This is a genomic window from Solwaraspora sp. WMMA2065, from assembly GCF_030345075.1.
In the GTDB taxonomy this organism is placed as follows: Bacteria; Actinomycetota; Actinomycetes; order Mycobacteriales; family Micromonosporaceae; genus Micromonospora_E.
Window position 1 is genome coordinate 74,862 of sequence record NZ_CP128361.1, and the last position, 18,518, is coordinate 93,379.

The window sequence follows — 18,518 nt, forward strand, 5'->3', positions numbered from 1 at the left end:
GACATGGCTGAGGTTCTCGTTGTCGTCGAGGCCACCGGTGAGTTCGGCGTCAAGAAGGTCACCCTGGAACTGCTGACCCTGGCCCGTAAGCTGGGCGGCGAGGTGTCCGCGGTGGTGCTCGGCGGGCCGGGTGCGGCCGCCGCGATGACCGACAAGCTCGGTGAGTACGGCGCCAGCAAGGTGTACGCCGCCGAGAGCGAGGAGATCGACGGCTACCTGGTCGCTCCGAAGGTGACCGTGCTGGCCGAGCTGATCGGCCGGGTGCAGCCCGGCGCGGTGCTGCTCGCCTCCTCGCAGGAGGGCAAGGAGATCGCCGGTCGGCTCGCCGTACGGCTGGACAACGGCCTGCTGACCGACGTGGTCGACCTGGCCGCCGACGGCACGGCGACCCAGATCGCGTTCGCCGGCGCCACCATCGTCACTTCCCGGGTCACCCGGGGCCTGCCGTTGGTGACGCTGCGGCCCAACTCGGTGGCGCCCGAGCCGGCCCCGGCCACCCCGCAGGTGGAGCAGGTGCAGGTGCAGGTCGCCGACTCCGACAAGCTGGCCAAGGTGGTCGAGCGGGTCGCCGAGCAGTCCGGCTCCCGGCCGGAGCTCACCGAGGCGTCCGTGGTCGTCTCGGGCGGGCGCGGTGTCGGCAGCGGCGACAACTTCAAACTGGTCGAGGAGCTCGCCGACCTGCTCGGCGGCGCGGTGGGCGCCTCCCGGGCCGCGGTCGACTCCGGGTTCTATCCGCATCAGTTCCAGGTGGGGCAGACCGGCAAGACCGTCTCCCCACAGCTGTACGTGGCGCTGGGCATCTCCGGGGCGATCCAGCACCGGGCCGGGATGCAGACCGCGAAGACCATCGTGGCGGTCAACAAGGACGGTGAGGCGCCGATCTTCGAGCTCGCCGACTTCGGTGTGGTTGGTGACCTGAACAAGGTGGTCCCGCAGGCGGCCGAGGAGATCCGCAAGCGCAAGTGAGGTGACCGTCCCGCAGGGCGTCGCGGCCACCGCCGTACCGACCTGACTGATCGGGTCCGGCCGCCTATCCGCCGGACCCGACCCGGCGGATAGGCTTGCTGGTGATGGCTTATCTCGACCACGCCGCGACCACGCCGATGCTCGACGAGGCGGTGGAGACCTACGTCGCCACCGCCCGCCGGGTCGGTAACGCGTCGTCACTGCACGCCGCCGGACGGGCGGCCCGGCGTACGGTCGAGGAGGCCCGGGAGCGGGTCGCCGCCGCCCTCGGCGCCCGGCCGTCCGAGGTGATCTTTACCGCCGGCGGCACGGAGAGCGACAACCTCGCGGTCAAGGGAATCTTCTGGGCACGTTCGGCGGCGGATCCTGCCCGGCGGCGGATCCTGGCCAGCACCGTCGAGCACCACGCCGTGCTCGACGCCGTGCAGTGGCTCGCCGAGCACGGGCAGGCCCAGGTGACCTGGCTGCCGGTGGACGCTACCGGTCGGGTCGACGACGCCACCGTGCAGGCCGAGCTGGACGCCGCCGCCGACGAGCTGGCCCTGGTCACCGTCATGTGGGCGAACAACGAGGTCGGCACAGTGCAACCGGTCGCCGCCGTCGCGGCAATGGCCGCGCGGGCCGGCGTACCGCTGCACACCGACGCGGTCCAGGCGGTCGGTCAGGTTCCGGTCGACTTCGCCGCCAGTGGCGCCGCCGCGCTGACCGTCAGCGGTCACAAGCTCGGCGGCCCCGCCGGCGTGGGCGCCCTGCTGCTCGGCCGGGACGTCACTTGCACCCCGCTGCTGCACGGTGGTGGCCAGGAGCGCGACGTCCGCTCCGGCACGGTCGACACCGCCGGGATCGCCGCGTTCGCGGTCGCCGTGGAGGTGGCGGTGAAACGCCAGGCCGAGCACGCGGCGCGGGTCGGTGCGCTCCGCGACGACCTGGTCCGACGGGTACGCCAGGTGGTACCGGACGTGATCTACAACGGTGACCCGGCCGACCGGCTCCCGGGCAACGCGCACTTCTCGTTCCCCGGCTGCGAAGGCGACGCACTGTTGCTGCTGCTCGACGCCCAGGGCATCGCCTGTTCGACCGGCTCGGCCTGTTCGGCCGGGGTCGCGCAGCCGTCGCACGTGCTGCTGGCGATGGCCGACGACGACGAGCGAGCCCGCTCGTCCCTGCGGTTCAGCCTGGGCCACGACTCCACCCGGGCCGAGGTCGACGCGCTGGTGGCGGCCCTGCCCGGTGCGGTCGAGCGGGCCCGCCGGGCCGGCGCGGTCCGCGGCACGAAGGCGACGCCGCCCGCCGCCGGCTGACCCGGGGCCGCTGCGGGACGATTACCCTCGAACCGAGGCGACGATCAGGCAGGAGATGGGTACGGTGCGAGTGCTGGCGGCGATGTCCGGCGGGGTCGACTCGGCGGTGGCGGCGGCTCGGGCGGTGGCCGCCGGGCACGACGTGACCGGTGTGCACCTGGCGCTGTCGCGCAACCCGCAGACGTACCGCACCGGGGCCCGTGGCTGCTGCACCGTCGAGGACGCCCGGGACGCCCGGCGGGCCGCCGACGTGATCGGCATCCCGTTCTACGTCTGGGACATGGCCGAGCAGTTCCACAGCGACGTGGTGGACGACTTCGTCGCCGAGTACGCCGCCGGGCGTACCCCCAATCCGTGCCTGCGCTGCAACGAGAAGATCAAGTTCGCGGCGGTGCTGGACCGCGCGGTGGCGTTGGGGTTCGACGCGGTGGTCACCGGCCACCACGCCCGGCTCGGCCCCGACGGTCTGCTGCGGCGCAGCGTCGACCTGGCCAAGGACCAGTCGTACGTGCTCGCCGTGCTCAACCGGGCCCAGCTGGACCGGGCGATGTTCCCGCTCGGCGACTCGACCAAGGCGCAGGTCCGGGCCGAGGCGGCGCGGTACGGGCTCGCGGTGGCCGACAAGCCCGACTCACACGACATCTGCTTCATCGCCGACGGCGACACCCGTGGATTCCTCGCCGACCGGCTCGGCAACGTCCCGGGCGACGTGATCGACGCGACGACCGGCGCGGTTGTCGGCCGCCACGACGGGGCGTACGCGTTCACCGTCGGCCAGCGGCGTGGCCTGGGCATCGGGGTGCCCGCGCCGGACGGTCGACCCCGCTACGTGCTGTCGATCACACCGACGAGCAACACGGTGACCGTAGGCCCGGCCGAGGCGCTGGACGTCGACGCGGTGACCGGTGTCCGCCCGGTGTGGATCGGCGGGGACCGGCCAACCGGTCCGGTCGAGGCGATGCTCCAGGTGCGCGCGCACGGGTCGACCACCCCGGCGGTGGTCGAGCTGACCGATGCCGGCATGCACGCCCAGCTGCACCGGCCGGTCCGGGGGGTCGCCGCCGGCCAGGCGATGGTCGCCTACCGGCCCGATCCGGCCGGCGACGTGGTGCTCGGCTCGGCGACCATCGCCGGCTGACCGGTAGAGTCGGCGGACGTGACCGACGCGAGTGACCTGACGTGACCGACCCGCGTAGTCCGTCCAGCCCGGAGCCGGCCGTCCCTGCGACGGACTCACCGTGGCCCTGGCCGCCAGGTGCCGCCAGCGGGATCGGTTCGCTGCCCGGCACCGACGTCGCCGAGGCGCAACGGATCGTCCTCGGTGAACTGCCGGGCCTGCCGCACCTGCCCGAACTGCCGGCCCGGGGGCCGGGGGCAGAGATGATCGGACGCGGCGCCACCTTCCTGGTGGACCTGCCGGTCGAGCTGTACGCCGGTCGGTGGCGGGTCGCCGCCCGACCCGGCCGGGACCTGCGCCGCGCACTCGACCTGCGGGAACGGGACCTCGACCAGCTGACCGAGCAGGCCGACGGCTACACCGGGCCGGTCAAGCTGCAGGCCGCCGGGGTGTGGACGCTGGCCGCCGCTCTCGACGTCGGCCTCGGTGGGCGGCTGGTCCGCGACCACGGCGCCGTACGTGACCTCGCCGCGTCGCTCACCGAAGGCCTGCGGGAGCACGTCGCGGAGGTGTCACGCCGGGTGCCGGGCGCGCGGCTGCTGCTCCAACTCGACGAGCCCTCGCTGCCCGCCGTGCTGGCCGGGACGCTGCGCACCGACAGCGGTCTGCACACCTACCGGGCGGTCGTCGCCGGCACCGTCCGGGACCTGCTCGCCGAGGTGATCTCCGGAGTCGGCGTGCCGGTAGTGGTGCACTGCTGCGCCCCCGGTGTACCGGTGGGTCTGCTGCGGGCCGCCGGAGCCGTCGCGATCGCCGCCGACCTGGAGCTGCTCACCGACCTGGACCCGGTCGGTGAGGCGATCGACGCCGGGATGGGGCTGTTCGCCGGGGTGGTGCCGGCGACCGGGGAAGCGACCGGCGCGGCGGCACCGGCCTCGGCGCGGGCGGCGGGACAGGTCCGTACCCTCTGGTCGAAGCTGGGGTTCCCGGCGGAGCGGGCCGCCGCCCAGGTGGTGGTGACCCCGGCGTGCGGGCTGGCCGGGGCGGCCGTGCCGTACGCCCGGGCCGCGCTGGCCGCCTGCCGCGACGCTGGCCGGCGGCTGGCCGAGGGCTGAACCCGGCCGGCGGCCGGCGGTGGAGTGCGGTGGGGTCCGGCCGGTGGAACAGTGCCGCCCGGGGTGTGCCTACGGTTACCGTTGGCGGCGATGAGCTACCACGGTGACAGCGACGGTGACCCGGCCGCCGGTCGGCGCGGCTGGTGGCGGGTGTACCGCGGGTTGATCGTCGCCGTGCTGGTGGTGGTCTCCGTGCTGTGCTTCCTGTGGTGCGCCGGGGTGGCCGTGTTCAACCTCGTCCAAGGCGAGTGACCGGGCCGCCACGCGAGTGACCGGGTCGGTCCGCCAGGCGGGTGACTGCGGTCGGTCCGTCGGCCGGTATCCGCGAATGTCGGTGCCGACCGATACGGTGCGCAGGTAGATCCGAACACGGAGGTCAGCCGGTGTCCGAGGAAGTCGTTCCGCAGCAGGTCAGCGCCGCCGGGCAGGCGCAGGCCGGTGAGGAGCCCGACGCGGCCGCCCGGGAGCGGCACGCCACGCTCGCCGAGGAGATCGATCGCCACCAGTTCCGCTATCACGTCCTCGACGCGCCGGAGATCTCCGACGGGCAGTACGACCTGCTGATCCGGGAGCTGAACCAGCTGGAGGAGCGACACCCGTCGCTGCGCACACCGGATTCGCCCAGCCAGCGGGTGGGCTACGCCTACGCCACCCAGTTCGCCCCGGTGAACCACGCCGAGCGGATGATGAGCCTGGACAACGCCTTCGACGACGACGAGCTCACCGCCTGGGTCGACCGGGTCGAGCGCGACGCCGGTGGCCCGGTCAACTACCTGTGCGAGCTGAAGGTCGACGGCCTCGCGGTCAACCTCACCTACGAGCGGGGCGTGCTGACCCGGGCGGCCACCCGGGGCGACGGCCGGGTCGGCGAGGACATCACCCCCAACGTGCGAACCATCCGGCAGATCCCGGAGCGGCTGGCCGGCGAGGCGCCCGAGCTGCTGGAGGTCCGTGGCGAGATCTACTTCCCGGTGGCGGCGTTCGACGAGCTCAACGCCAGCCTGGTCGCCCAGGAGAAGGCGCCGTTCGCCAACCCGCGCAACGCCGCCGCCGGCTCCCTGCGGCAGAAGGACCCCCGGATCACCGCCGGGCGCGGGCTGCGCATGGTGGTGCACGGTCTGGGGGCGCGCAAGGGCTTCGAGCCGGTACGCCAGTCCGACGCGTACCGGCAGCTGGCCGACTGGGGGCTGCCGATCAGCCAACGCTGGCAGGTGGTCGGCGACCGCGACGGGGTGCGTGAGTTCATCGCCCACTTCGCCTCGCACCGCCACGAGGTGGAGCACGAGATCGACGGCGTGGTGGTCAAGATCGACGAGGTGTCGGTCCAGCGCCGTCTCGGCTCCACCAGCCGCGCCCCGCGCTGGGCGATCGCCTACAAGTACCCGCCGGAGGAGGTCAACACCCGGCTGCTCGACATCAAGGTCAACGTCGGGCGGACCGGGCGGGTCACCCCGTACGCGGTGCTCGACCCGGTCAAGGTGGCCGGTTCGACGGTCGGCTTCGCCACCCTGCACAACGCCGGAGAGGTGGCCCGCAAAGGGGTGCTGATCGGCGACATGGTGGTCCTGCGGAAAGCGGGCGACGTCATTCCCGAAGTGGTCAGCCCGGTCGTCGATCTGCGGACCGGCACCGAGCGCGAGTTCGTGATGCCGACCGAGTGCCCGGAGTGCGGCACCGAGCTGCGCTACGAAAAAGAAGGGGACGCCGATATCCGGTGTCCGAATCTCGACTGCCCGGCGCAGTTGACCCGCAAGCTGGAGTACATTGCCGGCCGCAGCGTTCTCGACATCGAGGCGCTGGGTGAGCGGTCCGCGATCGCCCTGGTCGATTCCGGTGCCGTGCAGAGCATCGGCGACCTTTTCGATCTTGACGCCGACCGGTTGTCCGGAGTCAAGTTCTTCTGCAACCAGAGCGGTGAGCTGACCGAGAACGCGAAGAAACTGTTGGCCAACCTCGCCGAGGCCAGGCAACGGCCGCTGTGGCGGATCATCGTCGCGTTCTCCATCCGGCACGTCGGCCCGGTCGCCGCCCAGGCGCTGGCCCGCGAGTTCCGCTCGATCGACGCGATCGCCGCCGCGAGTCAGGAGCAGCTGGTCGACGTCGACGGGGTCGGCCCGGTGATCGCCGCGGCCGCCGCCGACTGGCTCGCCGCCGGGCACGCTCAGGAGGTGGTTCGGCGCTGGCGCGCGGCGGGCGTACGGATGGTCGAGGAAGCCGGTGACGACCAGGCGCCGCGCCCGTTGGCTGGCGTCACCGTCGTGATCACCGGTTCACTCACCGGCTACTCCCGTGACGAGGCGGCCGAGGCGGTGCAGTCCCGCGGCGGCAAAGTCAGCGGGTCGGTGTCGAAGAAGACCGGCTTCGTGGTGGTCGGCGACAGCCCGGGATCGAAGTACGACAAGGCCATCGCACTGCGTGTCCCGGTGCTCGACGAGGCAGGCTTCGGCGCGCTTCTCGAGGAGGGGCAGGACGCGGCCCGGGCGGTCGCCGTCAACGAACCGGACCAGCCGGCCGAGTCCGCCGGTACCGCCGATCCTGTCCAGCCTGCCGATACGGCCGAGCCCGCCGCCGCCAGCTAGCGGCGACCCGGCGTCGGTCGACCCGGACCCTCGCCGGAGCCCCGACAATTGGCGGACGCCATTTCCCGACGCGGTCAGGAATCCCGCGTGGGGCATTCGCCGACCGCGTCTCAAATCAGTCACGACCGCGCTTCGCTCCTGACCTGCGGGCCGTCCGTCCTTAAGGTGTAGGACGTCGGCGGGACGCCCGGCTCATGCCGAGCCGGCGAAGCGGGCCACGGGAGCGCGACGGGAGGGCAGATGGAGGCCGCGGCATTGCGGAACTCCGTTCCTTCGGAACGCGCCCCTGGGTTCTTCGGCTTTGTCGGCGGCGTGACCGCCGCCGCGCTCGCCGTCTGTGCCGTACCGTTGCTGGACCTGCCCGCCCAGATTCTCGACCTGCCGGCGGCATTCTGGCTGATGGCCCTGCTCGCGGTGGTCGGCGACGCCCGACCGTTCACCCCACCGGGCCGGCGGCGCCGGTCCGAAGTCTTTCCGTCGGTCTGTTTCACCTTCGCCATCCTGCTCGCCTGGGGCCTCGGCCCGGCGGTCGCGGTGCAGGCCGTCGCGGTGGCGGTCTTCGCCTGGCGGGCCCGGCACGTGCCGTGGCGGGCCCTGTTCAACAGTTCGCAGTACGCGCTGGCGCTCGCCGCCGCAGCGGCGGTGGCCGGGCTGGCCGGGCCGGGCGCCTTCGCCGGCACCGCGGAGCTGGCCTGGAGCGACGTCGCAGTGGCGGTCGGCGCGGCGGCGGCCTGGTCGGCGGTCAACTACGGCACGGTCACCCTGGCGATCCGGCTGCGCTTCGGCGGCCGGTGGTGGCGGTCAGCCCGCCGTGGCATCGGCTTCGAGCTGTCCTCCACCGGATCGCTGCTGCTGCTCGGGCCGGTGCTGGTGGTCGCCGCACAGGTCGACCCGGCGCTGATCCCCCTCGTGCTGGTGCCGCTGTACGCGGTCTACCGGATGGCCGCGCTGGCCAGCGAGCAGGAACGGTCGGCCCGGCTGGACCCGTTGACCGGGCTGGCCAACCGCAAGGCGCTGATCGTCGAGATCGCTGACCAGGTGCCGGCACACGCCGACGCGCTGCGGCGCGGAGCGCCGGACTCCCGGATGGCGCTGCTGCTGCTTGACCTGGACCGGTTCAAACGGGTCAACGACGCACTCGGGCATCTGGTCGGCGACCGGCTGCTGGTCGAGGTGGGGCTGCGGCTGGCCATGGTGGTCCGGCCGCAGGACCTGGTGGTCCGGCTCGGCGGCGACGAGTTCGCCATCCTGGCCACCCGGCTCACCGGCGCGGACGAGGCGCGGGAGATCGCCGATCAGGTGGTGACCGCGCTCGCCGAGCCGGTCGCCCTGGACGGGCTGCCGCTGGACGTCGGCGGCTCGGTGGGCATCGCCCTCTACCCCGAGCACGGTGGGGATTTCGCCACCCTGCTGCAGCACGCCGACGTCGCGATGTACGACGCCAAGGACACCGGTGACGGCACCGCCGTCTACGCGGCCGAGTCGGACCACAACACGCCGGAACGGCTCAGCCTCCTCGCCGACCTGCGTCGCGTACTCGACGTCAACGGCGCGCACGCGGCCGACTCCGGTCGGGAGGTCGACGACGTCGGCGAGATCACCATGTACTACCAGCCGCAGGTGGAGATCGCGACCGGCGAGGTGGTCGGGGTGGAGGCGCTGCTGCGCTGGCGGCATCCGCGCCGGGGCATGGTCGACCCGGAAGAGTTGATCAAGGTCGCCGAGCAGAGCGCCGTGATGCGCCTGCTCACCCGCCGGGTCGTCGACGACGTCGTCGAGCAGATCGCCAAGTGGGCCGCCGCCGGGATCACCCTGCGGGCAGCGGTCAACGTCAGCGTCCGGGACCTGCACACCGGCGAGATCGCCGAGCAGATCTCCGACCGGCTCACCCGCTTCAACCTGTCACCGGAGCAACTCCAGTTGGAGATCACCGAGGGGGCGCTGATGGCCGACCCCCGGCGGGTGCTGGCTACCATCTCCCGGCTGGACGCGATCGGGGTGGCGATCGCCTTGGACGACTTCGGCACCGGCTACTCGTCCATGCAGCACCTGCGCCGGCTGCCGCTGTCCGAAGTCAAGATCGACCGCTCGTTCGTCCTCGGCATGGCCGCCGACACCGACGACGCGGCCATCGTCCGCTCGGTGATCGAGCTGGCCCGGGCGCTCGGGCTGCGGGTCGTCGCCGAAGGCGTCGAGGACGACGCGTCCTGGCGACGGTTGTCCGCGCTCGGCTGCCACGTCGCCCAGGGCTGGTTCTACGCCCGGCCGATGCCCGCCGACGAGCTGGTCAGCTGGCTGGCCCGGTACCGTCCACTGGTCCCCGGCCCGCGCGCCGTCCCGGCCGGCGTGCCCGATGACTCGGCTGACCCGCCGGAGAAATAGACTCGTCGGGTCCGGCCCGCTGAGCCACGCTGAGCGAGGATCCCGGGCCAACCGTTCGATCACCGTACGAAGGGGGCGCAGATGGCCGCCATCTCCCGCGAAGAGGTCGCGCACCTGGCGCGACTGTCGCGGCTGGCCGTGACCGAGGACGAACTGGCGACGTTCGCCGGCCAGCTCGACGTCATCCTGCAGTCCGTGGCCCGGATCGGCGAGGTCGCCGCCGACGACATCCCGCCCACCTCGCACTCGGTGCCGCTGACCAACGTGCTGCGCGACGACGTCGTCATCCCCGGCCTGGACCGCGACGCCGCGCTCGCCGCCGCCCCGGACGCCGAGGACGGCCGGTTCCGGGTGCCGCGCATCCTGGACGAGGAGGTCTGAACCATGTCCGAACTCACCGGGATGACCGCCGCGCAGCTGGCCGGGCTGATCGCCGCCGGCGACACCAGCGCCGTCGAAGTGACCCGCGCCCACCTGGACCGGATCGCCGGCGTCGACGAGCGGGTGCACGCCTACCTGCACGTCGACGCCGACGGGGCGCTCGCCGCCGCGCAGGCCGTCGACACCGCCCGCGCCGCCGGGCAGCCGCTCGGCCCGCTGGCCGGCGTACCGATCGCGGTCAAGGACGTCGTCACCACCAAGGGCGTACCGACCACCGCCGGGTCGAAGATCCTCGACGGCTGGCGGCCACCGTACGACGCGACGATCGTCGCCCGGCTGCGCGCCGCCGGCATGCCGATCCTCGGCAAGACCAACATGGACGAGTTCGCGATGGGCTCGTCGACCGAGTACTCGGCGTACGGGCCGACGTACAACCCGTGGGACCTGACCCGGATCCCGGGCGGATCCGGCGGTGGCAGCGCGGCCGCGGTCGCCGGGTACGAAGCTCCACTGGCGATCGGCACCGACACCGGCGGCTCGATCCGCCAACCGGGCGCGGTCACCGGCACCGTCGGCGCCAAGCCGACCTACGGCGGCACCTCCCGGTACGGGCTGATCGCCTTCTCCTCCTCGCTGGACACCCCTGGCCCGTGCGCCCGGACGGTGCTCGACGCGGCGCTGCTGCACGAGGCGATCGCCGGCCACGACCCGCATGACTCCACCTCGATCCCGGCCGCCGTGCCGCCGGTCGTCGAGGCGGCCCGTGCCGGTGCCTCCGGTGACCTGACCGGGGTGCGCCTCGGCCTGGTCACCCAGTTCGCCACCGGCGAGGGCGTCGAGCCGGGCGTCCTGGCCGCGTTCCGCGACGCGGTCGACGCGCTGACCAAGCTCGGGGCCGAGGTCGTCGAGGTCTCCTGCCCGCACTTCGACTACGCGCTACCGGCGTACTACCTGATCGCGCCGAGCGAATGCTCGTCCAACCTGGCCCGCTACGACGGCGTCCGGTACGGGCTGCGCAGCGGCGACGACGGCAACCGGTCGCTGGAAGAGGTCATGTCGCTGACCCGCGACCAGGGCTTCGGGCCGGAGGTCAAGCGGCGGATCATGCTCGGCACCTACGCGCTGTCCAGCGGCTACTACGACGCCTACTACGGGCAGGCGCAGAAGGTCCGTACCTTGATCACCCGCGACTTCACCGCCGCGTTCGAGCAGGTCGACGTGCTGATCTCGCCGACCACGCCGTTCGTGGCGTTCCCACTCGGGGCGCGCACCGCCGACCCGTACCAGATGTACCTGGCCGACCTGTTCACCATCCCGACCAACCTGTACGGCGGCCCGGCCATCTCGGTGCCGTGCGGGCTGGCCGACGGGCTGCCGGTCGGGTTGCAGATGATGGCGCCCACGATGGCCGACGACCGGATGTACCGGGTCGCGGCGGCCCTGGAGTCGGCGGTCGGCACCCTCACCCCGCCGGAGCTCTGAGCCGCGACGTGCTGACCCGGATCGAGATCGACGGCTTCAAGTCGTTCCGCGACTTCACGCTGGACGTGCCGCCGTTTCTCGTGATCATCGGGCGGAACGCGGCCGGCAAGTCGAACCTGTTCGACGCGATCCAGTTCCTGTCCCGGCTCGCCGATGATGGGCTGCTGGAGGCCGCTCAGCAGATGCGCGGGGAAGTACCCGATCTGTTCCATCGGCACACCGACGGCACCCAGATGCCGGTGATGACCTTCGCCGTCGAGGTGCTGCTGGGGTCGTCGGTGACCGACGCATTCGGTGATACGGCCGAAGTGAATCACTCTCGGCTGCGTTACGAGCTTGCGGTCGAGCTACGACTCACCAGCAGCAGCGGGACCCGTCGGCCGTACGTGGTACGGGAGGCGGCGTACCGGATCCCTAAGTCCGACGACGCTGCGTTGCGGGCACTGATCCCGCGATGGAAGCAGGTAACCAGCTATCGCGGGGGCGGTCGGGAACTGCTGGAGACCGAGCGCGATGAGCAGGGGCGTGCGATTTTCAGCATCCGGCAGCAGGGCAACCAGGGCCGCAAACGGAAACTGCCGGCGACAGCGGCGACCGCAACCGTGCTGTCCAGCCTGACCACCGCCACGGACTTCCCGCTGCTGTACGCGCTCAAGCGGGAGCTTCAGTCGTGGCGACTGCTGCACCTCGATCCCAGCGCGCTGCGTACCCCGGATTCCTATGACGACCCGGACAGCCTCGCGCCCAACGGTGCCCACCTGGCCAACACGCTGCGTTACCTGGCCGCCGCGACGGGCACCGAGGACCGGCCGGAGGGCGCGTTGAACGACCTTTCCGCCGACGTATCCGAAGTGATACCGGGAGTGGTCCGGGTCCGGCTCGCCGAGGACGAGGCACGCCGGCAGCGGCAGGTCGAGGTCGTCACCCGCGACGAGGCACCGTTCTCGGCCCGGGTCGCGTCCGACGGGACGCTGCGCGCGATCGCGTTGCTCGCAGCACTCTACGACCCCCGTGGTGCCGGGCTGATCTGCTTCGAGGAGCCGGAGAACGGCATCTTCCCGCAACGGCTCGCCCAGTTCGTGCGGTACCTGCGGGCCCTGGTCGAACGGTCGTTGGAGTCGCGCGACGAAGCAGACGGCAATCGATTGACCCAGTTGATCCTGAGCAGCCACTCGCCTGCGATCTTGCGGGCGTTGGAACGCGGCGAGGACGGGGGACGGCTCCATGCGGTCTACCTGGACGTGGTGACCCGGGTGCGCAGGGGCGAACCGCGCAGCCGGATCACCCGTAGCCGCCTGATCGGTGGTGATCAGCTTGCGTTGGATCTCGAAGATCCCAGCGGTGTGGTCACCAAGGCAGAGATTGCCGAATTCGAGGTCCTGGAGACGCTGGATCGCTGATGCGCTACCTCTCGACCGCACTGATCTCCGAAGGCCTCAGCGATGACCGCTTCCTGCCCCGGCTGCTGGCACGCTCACTGGAAGGACTGTGCCTGACCGAGTTCGATGAAACGGTGTACGTAGCCGACGTACAACCGTTGCGGGCCCGGTCCGGCCCGGCAGGTATCGGTGATGTGATCAGCTTGGCCGACCGCAGCGACGGCGCCTTCACGATTGTCTTCTTTCACCGAGACCAGGGTGCGAACGCTGAACGGGTACACCGGGAGTGGCTGGAACCGCTCCGGAAGCGTTGGGCCGACCGCCGGGAGCAACTCGTCGCGGTCGTCCCGGTCCGGGAGACCGAGGCCTGGCTGCTCGCCGACGGGCAGGCACTGCGCAACGCCCTCGGTGTCCAGTGGACCGATGTCGAGATGGGGCTCCCCGGGAGCCCTCGTCAGGTGGAGCAGATCGCCGACCCGAAGAAAGTGCTCAACGACGTGACGCGCCGGGTCAGCCGGTCAGTCGGGGACCACCTCGGCCAGCTTGGCGAGCTGGTGGATCTGGAAAGGCTGCAGCAGGTACCGGCGTACCGGCGGTGGTGGGACGACACCCGGCAGGCTCTCGTGGCACTCGGTTACCGGCCGGGTCGATGAGCGGAACCCAGGTGGACACTAGGCTGGTGCGGTCGGTGCCGCGCCGAGAGTTGGAGCTGTGAGATGAGCACGACCGCGTTGCCCACGTACGAGGATGTCGTCGCCCGCTACGAGCCGGTGATCGGCCTGGAGACGCACGTCGAGCTGGGCACCAACACGAAGATGTTCTGCGGCTGCCCGACCGGGTTCGGCGCCGAGCCGAACACCCAGGTCTGCCCGGTCTGCCTGGGCCTGCCCGGCTCGTTGCCGGTGGCGAACAAGGCGGCGATCGAGGCGACGATCCGCATAGGGCTGGCACTGAACTGCTCGATCGCCGACTGGTGCCGGTTCGCCCGGAAGAACTACTTCTACCCGGACATGCCGAAGAACTACCAGATCAGCCAGTACGACGAGCCGCTGTGCGTGGACGGCTGGCTCGACGTCGAGGTCGACGGCGAGCTGGTGCGGATCGGCATCGAGCGGGTGCATCTGGAGGAGGACACCGGCAAGACGCTGCACGTCGGCGGCGCGACCGGGCGCATTCACGGTGCGACCGAGTCGCTTGTCGACTACAACCGGGCGGGTATCCCGCTGGTGGAGATCGTCACCAAGCCGATCCCCGGCACCGGGGACCGGGCACCGCAAGTGGCCCGCGCGTACGTCACCGAGCTGCGGGACGTGATCCGCTCGTTGGGCGTGTCCGACGTACGGATGGAGCAGGGTTCGCTGCGCTGCGACGTGAACACCTCGCTGACCCCGGTCGGGCAGACCGAGTGGGGCACCCGCACCGAGACCAAGAACGTCAACTCGCTGCGGTCGGTGGAGCGGGCGGTACGCGCGGAGATGCTGCGCCAGGCGTCGGTGCTCGACGCCGGTGGCCGGATCGTGCAGGAGACCCGGCACTTCCACGAGGACAGCGGCGACACCACGTCCGGCCGGTCCAAGGAGACCGCCACCGACTACCGCTACTTCCCGGAGCCGGACCTGGTGCCGCTCGCCCCGGACGCCGCCTGGGTGGCCGAGCTGAAGGCGGCCCTGCCGGAGCTGCCCCGGGTGCACCGCAAGCGGCTGCAGGAGCAGTGGGGGCTGACCGACCACGACATGCAGTCGGTGGTCAACGCCGGGGCGGTCGAGCTGATCGAGCAGACCATCGCCGCCGGCACCACCCCGGCCGGCGCCCGCAAGTGGTGGCTGGGTGAGCTGGCCCGCCGGGCCAACGAGTCCGGTGTGGAGCTGGCCGCGCTCGGGGTTACCCCGGCGCACGTGGCCGAACTGCAGGGGCTGGTCGACTCGGGCAAGCTCAACGACAAGCTGGCCCGTACCGTCCTGGAGGCGGTGGCCGCCGGGGAAGGCACGCCGACCGAGGTGATGACCGCGCGCGGCCTGGAGGTGGTCTCCGACACCGGTGCGTTGACCGCCGCCGTCGACGAGGCGATCGCCGCCAACCCGGACATCGCGGCGAAGGTCCGCGACGGCAAGGTCGCGGCGGCCGGTGCGCTGGTCGGCGCGGTGATGAAGACGACCCGGGGCCAGGCGGACGCGCGTACCGTCCGGGAGCTGATCCTGTCCCGCCTCGGCGCACAGGGCTGAGGCAGGTGCGCGGCCAACCACAGCGGACGAGCCGTGTCGGGCACTGCCCGACGCGGCTCGCGTCATCTACCGCTGATGGTGGTCGACGAAGGTCCGCCAGGCGGTGGGGGAGAAGGTGAGGGTGCCGCCGGTGCGGTCCTTGCTGTCGCGGACCAGGACCCGGCCGGGCAGGTTGTCGGCGACTTCGACACAGGCGCCGCCGGTGCCGTTGCTGCGGCTGCTGGTCCGCCAGGCCGGTCGAGGATCGGTCGTCATGCCCATCTGTCGGCTGCCTCCTGCATCAACGCCACGGACTGCTCGCTGGGCAGAGCGTACTCCCGCAGCGACTCCCAGGCATGCTCCAGTCTGGTCAGATCGGCCTCCAACTCGATGGTCTGGCCCTCCAACGGCCCGTCTACGAAGCCGGCCGCCCGGCCGTCCAGGCTGGCCAGAATGAACGGGCCGTTCAGCCCCGGGTAGGCACCGACCCCGGCCGGCACCACCTGGATCGAGACGTTGGGCCGGTCGCAGGCGGCGATCAGCGCCAGGACCTGCTCACGCATCACCGCCGGGCCGCCGACCGCCCGGGTCAGCACCGCCTCGTCGATCACCCCGACGAAGCGGCACGGCCGCTCGGCCCGGTGCAGGATCTCCTGCCGGCCGAGCCGGTCGCCGACGGTGGTGTCGACGTCGTCGATCGCCACTCCGGCATGGGTGAGGACGACGCGGGCGTACGCCTCGGTCTGCAGCAGGCCGGGCACCAGCAGCGGCTCGTACCAGCGCAGCATGATCGCCTCCCGCTCGTGCTCCAGCCACGGGCGCAGCCAGACCGGGGCCCGCTCGGTGCGCAGCAGCAGCTCCCAGAGGGTCGAGTAGTCGCAGTTGAAGACCCGGTCGATGGTGGCCAGGTAGTCGAGCCGGATCGGCCGGGCACCGCGCTCGACCGCGCTGACGTGCTGGGCCGACCAGTGCAGGGCGGCGCCCCACTGCTCCTGGGTGAGCCCGGCCAACTCGCGGCGGCGGCGGAGCTCCGCTATCAGATATGCGCTCGCTGCTCCAGACATTCGTTTCCTCCAGCTCTCTACAGAATTGCTTTGTGGTGGGCAGAGGTTGCCCCGTGACGGATGTTGCTGCTACGAGGACAAAGCCCATCTTCCATATGTGAGGCGGGGAAGTCCAGGGTGGAGGAGTGGGAAATTCGAGAAGGCGTCCATTGTTGTCCCGATGGGGGACGCATGGCGCAAAAATGAATGAGAAAGATCAATTGCGCCGGCACGGCGTACTCGGCTGGATGTCGGTGCCGACCGGCAGCGCCGTGCCCGGCTACGTCAACCACCCGGTGATCGCCCGCGCCCGGCACCTGGCCGCGATGCACCTGCCCGACCCGGTGACCGGGTGTCCGCGCTGCGGCACGATCGTCTGTCCGGGGCTGCGGCTCGCGGTGGCCTACCTGGACCGGTACGACGGTGACGCCGCCCGGACCATTCGTCGGCTGCTCGCCTCGGTCGGCATCTGGCTCACCGCTGACCCGACCACCGGGGCAGGTGGCGATGACTGAGTCGACAAGATCGCCGCTGGTGCAGCCGTGGGACGTCATCGAGATCGGCGGGTCCGACTATCTCAACGGAGACGGAGCGCTGCGGCTGCGGGTCATCCACGTCCGCGCCGAGGCCGCCCACCCGAACATCGAATGGATTCACCTGCTCGGCATCCGACTGCACGGCAACCGGGACGGCCAGATGATGATGGTGATGGTCCGCGCGGCGGCGCTGCGCCGCCCCGGCGCGGTCATCCGGCCAGGGCCGGCTCCCGGGACCAAGGTGCCCTTTCACGACCTGATGCCACAGGTGCACCAAGATGCACCTCCGGCATCAAGCTCCACTGGTACCTCAGCCTCGATCCACCGATGAAGGTCGGACCGGCAGGACCCCGGCTATAGAAAGTGCCCTCTGAACTGGAAGGATAGGAGTTCTGACGCTTCTATCGCTCGGTTCGAGAGGGCACCTCGCAGGTGAGAATACGCCAGGACGCGCCGGTGGTGCGCGCGACGTTCGACGATCCGAATCTGGTGTCGTGTGCCGGTCTCGTTCCGGTGATGCGCCTGGCCGAGCAGGCCGGTCTGCATGACGCGGTCGCCGACCGGGTGCGGCTGCCGACGGACAAGGGCGCGAACCCCGCCGGGAAGGTCGCCACGGTCGTGGCGGGGATGCTCGCGGGCGCGGACAGCATCGACGACCTCGACATCGCCCGGCACGGTGGCATGCGGTCGCTGTTCGGCAGCGTGTACGCGCCGTCGACGCTCGGGTCGTTCCTGCGTACGTTCACCCACGGGCACGTACGGCAGTTACAGGCCGCCGCCCGCGACACCCTGATCGGTCTGACCGGCCGGGCACCGATCCTGACCGGCGCCGACACCCTGTGCTTCGTGGACATCGACTCCATGCTGCGGCGGGTGTACGGCAAGCAGAAGCAGGGCATCGGGTTCGGCCACGCCAAGGTCGGCGGCTACAACGTCTACCTGCGCGGCTACAACCCCCTGGTCGCGACGCTGTCCACCCCGCTGTCCGCGCCGGTGATCGCCGCCACGAGGCTGCGGTCGGGTAACGCCGGCTCGTCCCGGGGCGCCGCCACCATGATCGCCGAGGCCATCACGACCGCCCGGGCATGCGGCGCTTCGGGGGAGATCATGGTGCGAGCGGACTCGGCGTTCTACGCCAAGACGGTGATCAGCGGCTGCCGGCGTCGTGGCGTGCGGTTCTCGGTCACCTGCCGCATCGACCCGAAGATCCGCGCCGCGTGCGACGGCATCGCCGCCGACCAGTGGGTCGACATCACCTATCCGCAGGCCGTCCGGGACGAAGACGCCGGCCGGTGGATCTCCGACGCGCAGATCGCCGAAACCACGTACACCGCGTTCGCCGGCACCCGACACGAGGCGACCGCCCGGCTGATCGTGCGCCGCGTCCGCCGCGACGACCCGCAACAGATCCCCGGCCAGGACGAACTCCTACCGACCTACCGGTACCACGCCGTGTTCACCGACAGCCCGTACACCCTCGTACAGGCCGAAGCCCAGCACCGGCAACACGCGATCATCGAGCAGGTCAACGCCGACCTGATCGCCGGCCCCCTCGCCCACCTGCCCTCCGGACACTTCAGCGCCAACGACGCCTGGCTGACCTGCGCCGCGATCACGCACAACCTCACCCGCGCCGCCGGACACCTCGCCGCGGGCACCTGGTCGACCGCCAGACCCGCCACCATCCGGACCCGGATCATCACCGTCGCAGCCCGCCTCGCCCACCGGGCCCGCACCATCCACCTACACCTGCCCGAGTACTGGCCCTGGCAGGCGGCGTTCGACAACCTGTTCACCGCCGTCCAGCCGGCACCCGGCTGACCACACCCCACCAGCCGAAACCAGGCGGCCCGACCACAGGCCACAATCCCGTTCCACCCCGAACACTCACCCTCGGAGCAAGCCGATCACGTGATCGGCGACTCCCTCACGCCCGCCGCACCACCCAATACAGAAATGATCGACCAACATTCAGCGGCAACCGCGTCGGTGGATCGAGGCTCAGGCCCAAACGAATAGGCCGCGCGATCCTGGCT

General features: G+C 71.4%; 17 protein-coding genes. 15 read left to right on the plus strand and 2 right to left on the minus strand.

Annotated elements, in window-relative coordinates; genetic code table 11:
- Positions 1-3: 3 nt before the first annotated feature.
- The 12 genes from O7610_RS00340 to gatB all read left to right on the plus strand — a co-directional run bounded on the left by O7610_RS00340 (position 4) and on the right by gatB (position 14,924).
- Positions 4-966, plus strand: a complete 963-nt coding sequence (locus O7610_RS00340) for an electron transfer flavoprotein subunit alpha/FixB family protein (RefSeq protein ID WP_281553773.1) — start codon at positions 4-6, stop codon at positions 964-966.
- Between the two features lie 104 nt (positions 967-1,070).
- Positions 1,071-2,267: a cysteine desulfurase family protein gene (locus O7610_RS00345; protein ID WP_281553774.1), complete on the plus strand. Its 1,197-nt coding sequence runs from the start codon at positions 1,071-1,073 to the stop codon at positions 2,265-2,267.
- A 64-nt stretch (positions 2,268-2,331) separates the two neighbouring features.
- Positions 2,332-3,405 (plus strand): tRNA 2-thiouridine(34) synthase MnmA, encoded by a 1,074-nt coding sequence (mnmA, locus tag O7610_RS00350; RefSeq protein WP_281555487.1) that lies wholly within the window; start codon positions 2,332-2,334, stop codon positions 3,403-3,405.
- A 41-nt stretch (positions 3,406-3,446) separates the two neighbouring features.
- A complete protein-coding gene (locus tag O7610_RS00355) occupies positions 3,447-4,499 on the plus strand; it encodes a uroporphyrinogen decarboxylase/cobalamine-independent methonine synthase family protein (protein ID WP_281553775.1) in 1,053 nt (350 codons plus the stop codon).
- Positions 4,500-4,589: 90 nt separating this feature from the next.
- Positions 4,590-4,751 (plus strand): hypothetical protein, encoded by a 162-nt coding sequence (locus tag O7610_RS00360; RefSeq protein ID WP_281553776.1) that lies wholly within the window; start codon positions 4,590-4,592, stop codon positions 4,749-4,751.
- Positions 4,752-4,882: 131 nt separating this feature from the next.
- A complete protein-coding gene (ligA, locus tag O7610_RS00365) occupies positions 4,883-7,078 on the plus strand; it encodes an NAD-dependent DNA ligase LigA (protein WP_289212423.1) in 2,196 nt (731 codons plus the stop codon).
- A 240-nt stretch (positions 7,079-7,318) separates the two neighbouring features.
- Positions 7,319-9,460, plus strand: coding sequence for a putative bifunctional diguanylate cyclase/phosphodiesterase (locus tag O7610_RS00370; RefSeq protein WP_281553778.1), 2,142 nt, complete (start codon positions 7,319-7,321; stop codon positions 9,458-9,460).
- An 81-nt stretch (positions 9,461-9,541) separates the two neighbouring features.
- Positions 9,542-9,841, plus strand: a complete 300-nt coding sequence (gene gatC / locus O7610_RS00375; protein ID WP_281553779.1) for an Asp-tRNA(Asn)/Glu-tRNA(Gln) amidotransferase subunit GatC — start codon at positions 9,542-9,544, stop codon at positions 9,839-9,841.
- A gap of 3 nt (positions 9,842-9,844) precedes the next feature.
- On the plus strand, positions 9,845-11,323 hold the full coding sequence (gene gatA / locus O7610_RS00380; RefSeq protein WP_281553780.1) for an Asp-tRNA(Asn)/Glu-tRNA(Gln) amidotransferase subunit GatA: 1,479 nt from the start codon (positions 9,845-9,847) through the stop codon (positions 11,321-11,323).
- Positions 11,324-11,331: 8 nt separating this feature from the next.
- Positions 11,332-12,723 carry an AAA family ATPase gene (locus tag O7610_RS00385; protein WP_289212424.1) on the plus strand — a complete coding sequence of 464 codons (1,392 nt, stop codon included), beginning with the start codon at positions 11,332-11,334 and terminating at the stop codon, positions 12,721-12,723.
- Complete coding sequence (locus O7610_RS00390) at positions 12,723-13,355, plus strand: DUF4276 family protein (protein WP_281553782.1); 633 nt, start codon at positions 12,723-12,725, stop codon at positions 13,353-13,355. Before O7610_RS00385 ends, O7610_RS00390 begins: the two co-directional genes overlap by 1 nt.
- Positions 13,356-13,418: 63 nt before the next feature.
- Positions 13,419-14,924 (plus strand): Asp-tRNA(Asn)/Glu-tRNA(Gln) amidotransferase subunit GatB, encoded by a 1,506-nt coding sequence (gatB, locus tag O7610_RS00395; RefSeq protein WP_281553783.1) that lies wholly within the window; start codon positions 13,419-13,421, stop codon positions 14,922-14,924.
- Between the two features lie 66 nt (positions 14,925-14,990).
- Here gatB and O7610_RS00400 read toward each other — a convergent pair whose 3' ends face one another.
- Positions 14,991-15,185: a DUF397 domain-containing protein gene (locus O7610_RS00400; protein WP_281553784.1), complete on the minus strand. Its 195-nt coding sequence runs from the start codon at positions 15,183-15,185 to the stop codon at positions 14,991-14,993.
- Positions 15,176-15,967, minus strand: coding sequence for a helix-turn-helix domain-containing protein (locus O7610_RS00405; protein ID WP_281553785.1), 792 nt, complete (start codon positions 15,965-15,967; stop codon positions 15,176-15,178). Before O7610_RS00405 ends, O7610_RS00400 begins: the two co-directional genes overlap by 10 nt.
- Before the next feature lie 182 nt (positions 15,968-16,149).
- On the opposite strand from O7610_RS00405, the gene O7610_RS00410 reads away from it, so the two are divergent.
- The 3 genes from O7610_RS00410 to O7610_RS00420 all read left to right on the plus strand — a co-directional run bounded on the left by O7610_RS00410 (position 16,150) and on the right by O7610_RS00420 (position 18,303).
- Positions 16,150-16,461 (plus strand): hypothetical protein, encoded by a 312-nt coding sequence (locus tag O7610_RS00410; protein WP_289212425.1) that lies wholly within the window; start codon positions 16,150-16,152, stop codon positions 16,459-16,461.
- Positions 16,454-16,813 carry a hypothetical protein gene (locus tag O7610_RS00415; protein WP_281553787.1) on the plus strand — a complete coding sequence of 120 codons (360 nt, stop codon included), beginning with the start codon at positions 16,454-16,456 and terminating at the stop codon, positions 16,811-16,813. The genes O7610_RS00410 and O7610_RS00415 overlap by 8 nt, the downstream gene beginning before the upstream one ends.
- A 101-nt stretch (positions 16,814-16,914) precedes the next feature.
- Positions 16,915-18,303 carry an IS1380 family transposase gene (locus O7610_RS00420; protein ID WP_281550639.1) on the plus strand — a complete coding sequence of 463 codons (1,389 nt, stop codon included), beginning with the start codon at positions 16,915-16,917 and terminating at the stop codon, positions 18,301-18,303.
- The last annotated feature ends 215 nt before the right edge of the window (positions 18,304-18,518 follow it).

Excerpts from the sequence above, each read along its gene's own strand:
- gatB (WP_281553783.1), top strand. The coding sequence starts at position 13,419 with ATGAGCACGACCGCGTTGCCCACGTACGAGGATGTCGTCGCCCGCTAC.
- O7610_RS00405 (WP_281553785.1), bottom strand. The coding sequence starts at position 15,967 with ATGTCTGGAGCAGCGAGCGCATATCTGATAGCGGAGCTCCGCCGCCGC.
- O7610_RS00340 (WP_281553773.1), top strand. The coding sequence starts at position 4 with ATGGCTGAGGTTCTCGTTGTCGTCGAGGCCACCGGTGAGTTCGGCGTC.
- O7610_RS00345 (WP_281553774.1), top strand. The coding sequence starts at position 1,071 with ATGGCTTATCTCGACCACGCCGCGACCACGCCGATGCTCGACGAGGCG.
- O7610_RS00390 (WP_281553782.1), top strand. The coding sequence starts at position 12,723 with ATGCGCTACCTCTCGACCGCACTGATCTCCGAAGGCCTCAGCGATGAC.
- O7610_RS00415 (WP_281553787.1), top strand. The coding sequence starts at position 16,454 with ATGACTGAGTCGACAAGATCGCCGCTGGTGCAGCCGTGGGACGTCATC.
- O7610_RS00360 (WP_281553776.1), top strand. The coding sequence starts at position 4,590 with ATGAGCTACCACGGTGACAGCGACGGTGACCCGGCCGCCGGTCGGCGC.
- O7610_RS00400 (WP_281553784.1), bottom strand. The coding sequence starts at position 15,185 with ATGGGCATGACGACCGATCCTCGACCGGCCTGGCGGACCAGCAGCCGC.
- gatC (WP_281553779.1), top strand. The coding sequence starts at position 9,542 with ATGGCCGCCATCTCCCGCGAAGAGGTCGCGCACCTGGCGCGACTGTCG.
- O7610_RS00370 (WP_281553778.1), top strand. The coding sequence starts at position 7,319 with ATGGAGGCCGCGGCATTGCGGAACTCCGTTCCTTCGGAACGCGCCCCT.
- gatA (WP_281553780.1), top strand. The coding sequence starts at position 9,845 with ATGTCCGAACTCACCGGGATGACCGCCGCGCAGCTGGCCGGGCTGATC.
- O7610_RS00410 (WP_289212425.1), top strand. The coding sequence starts at position 16,150 with ATGAATGAGAAAGATCAATTGCGCCGGCACGGCGTACTCGGCTGGATG.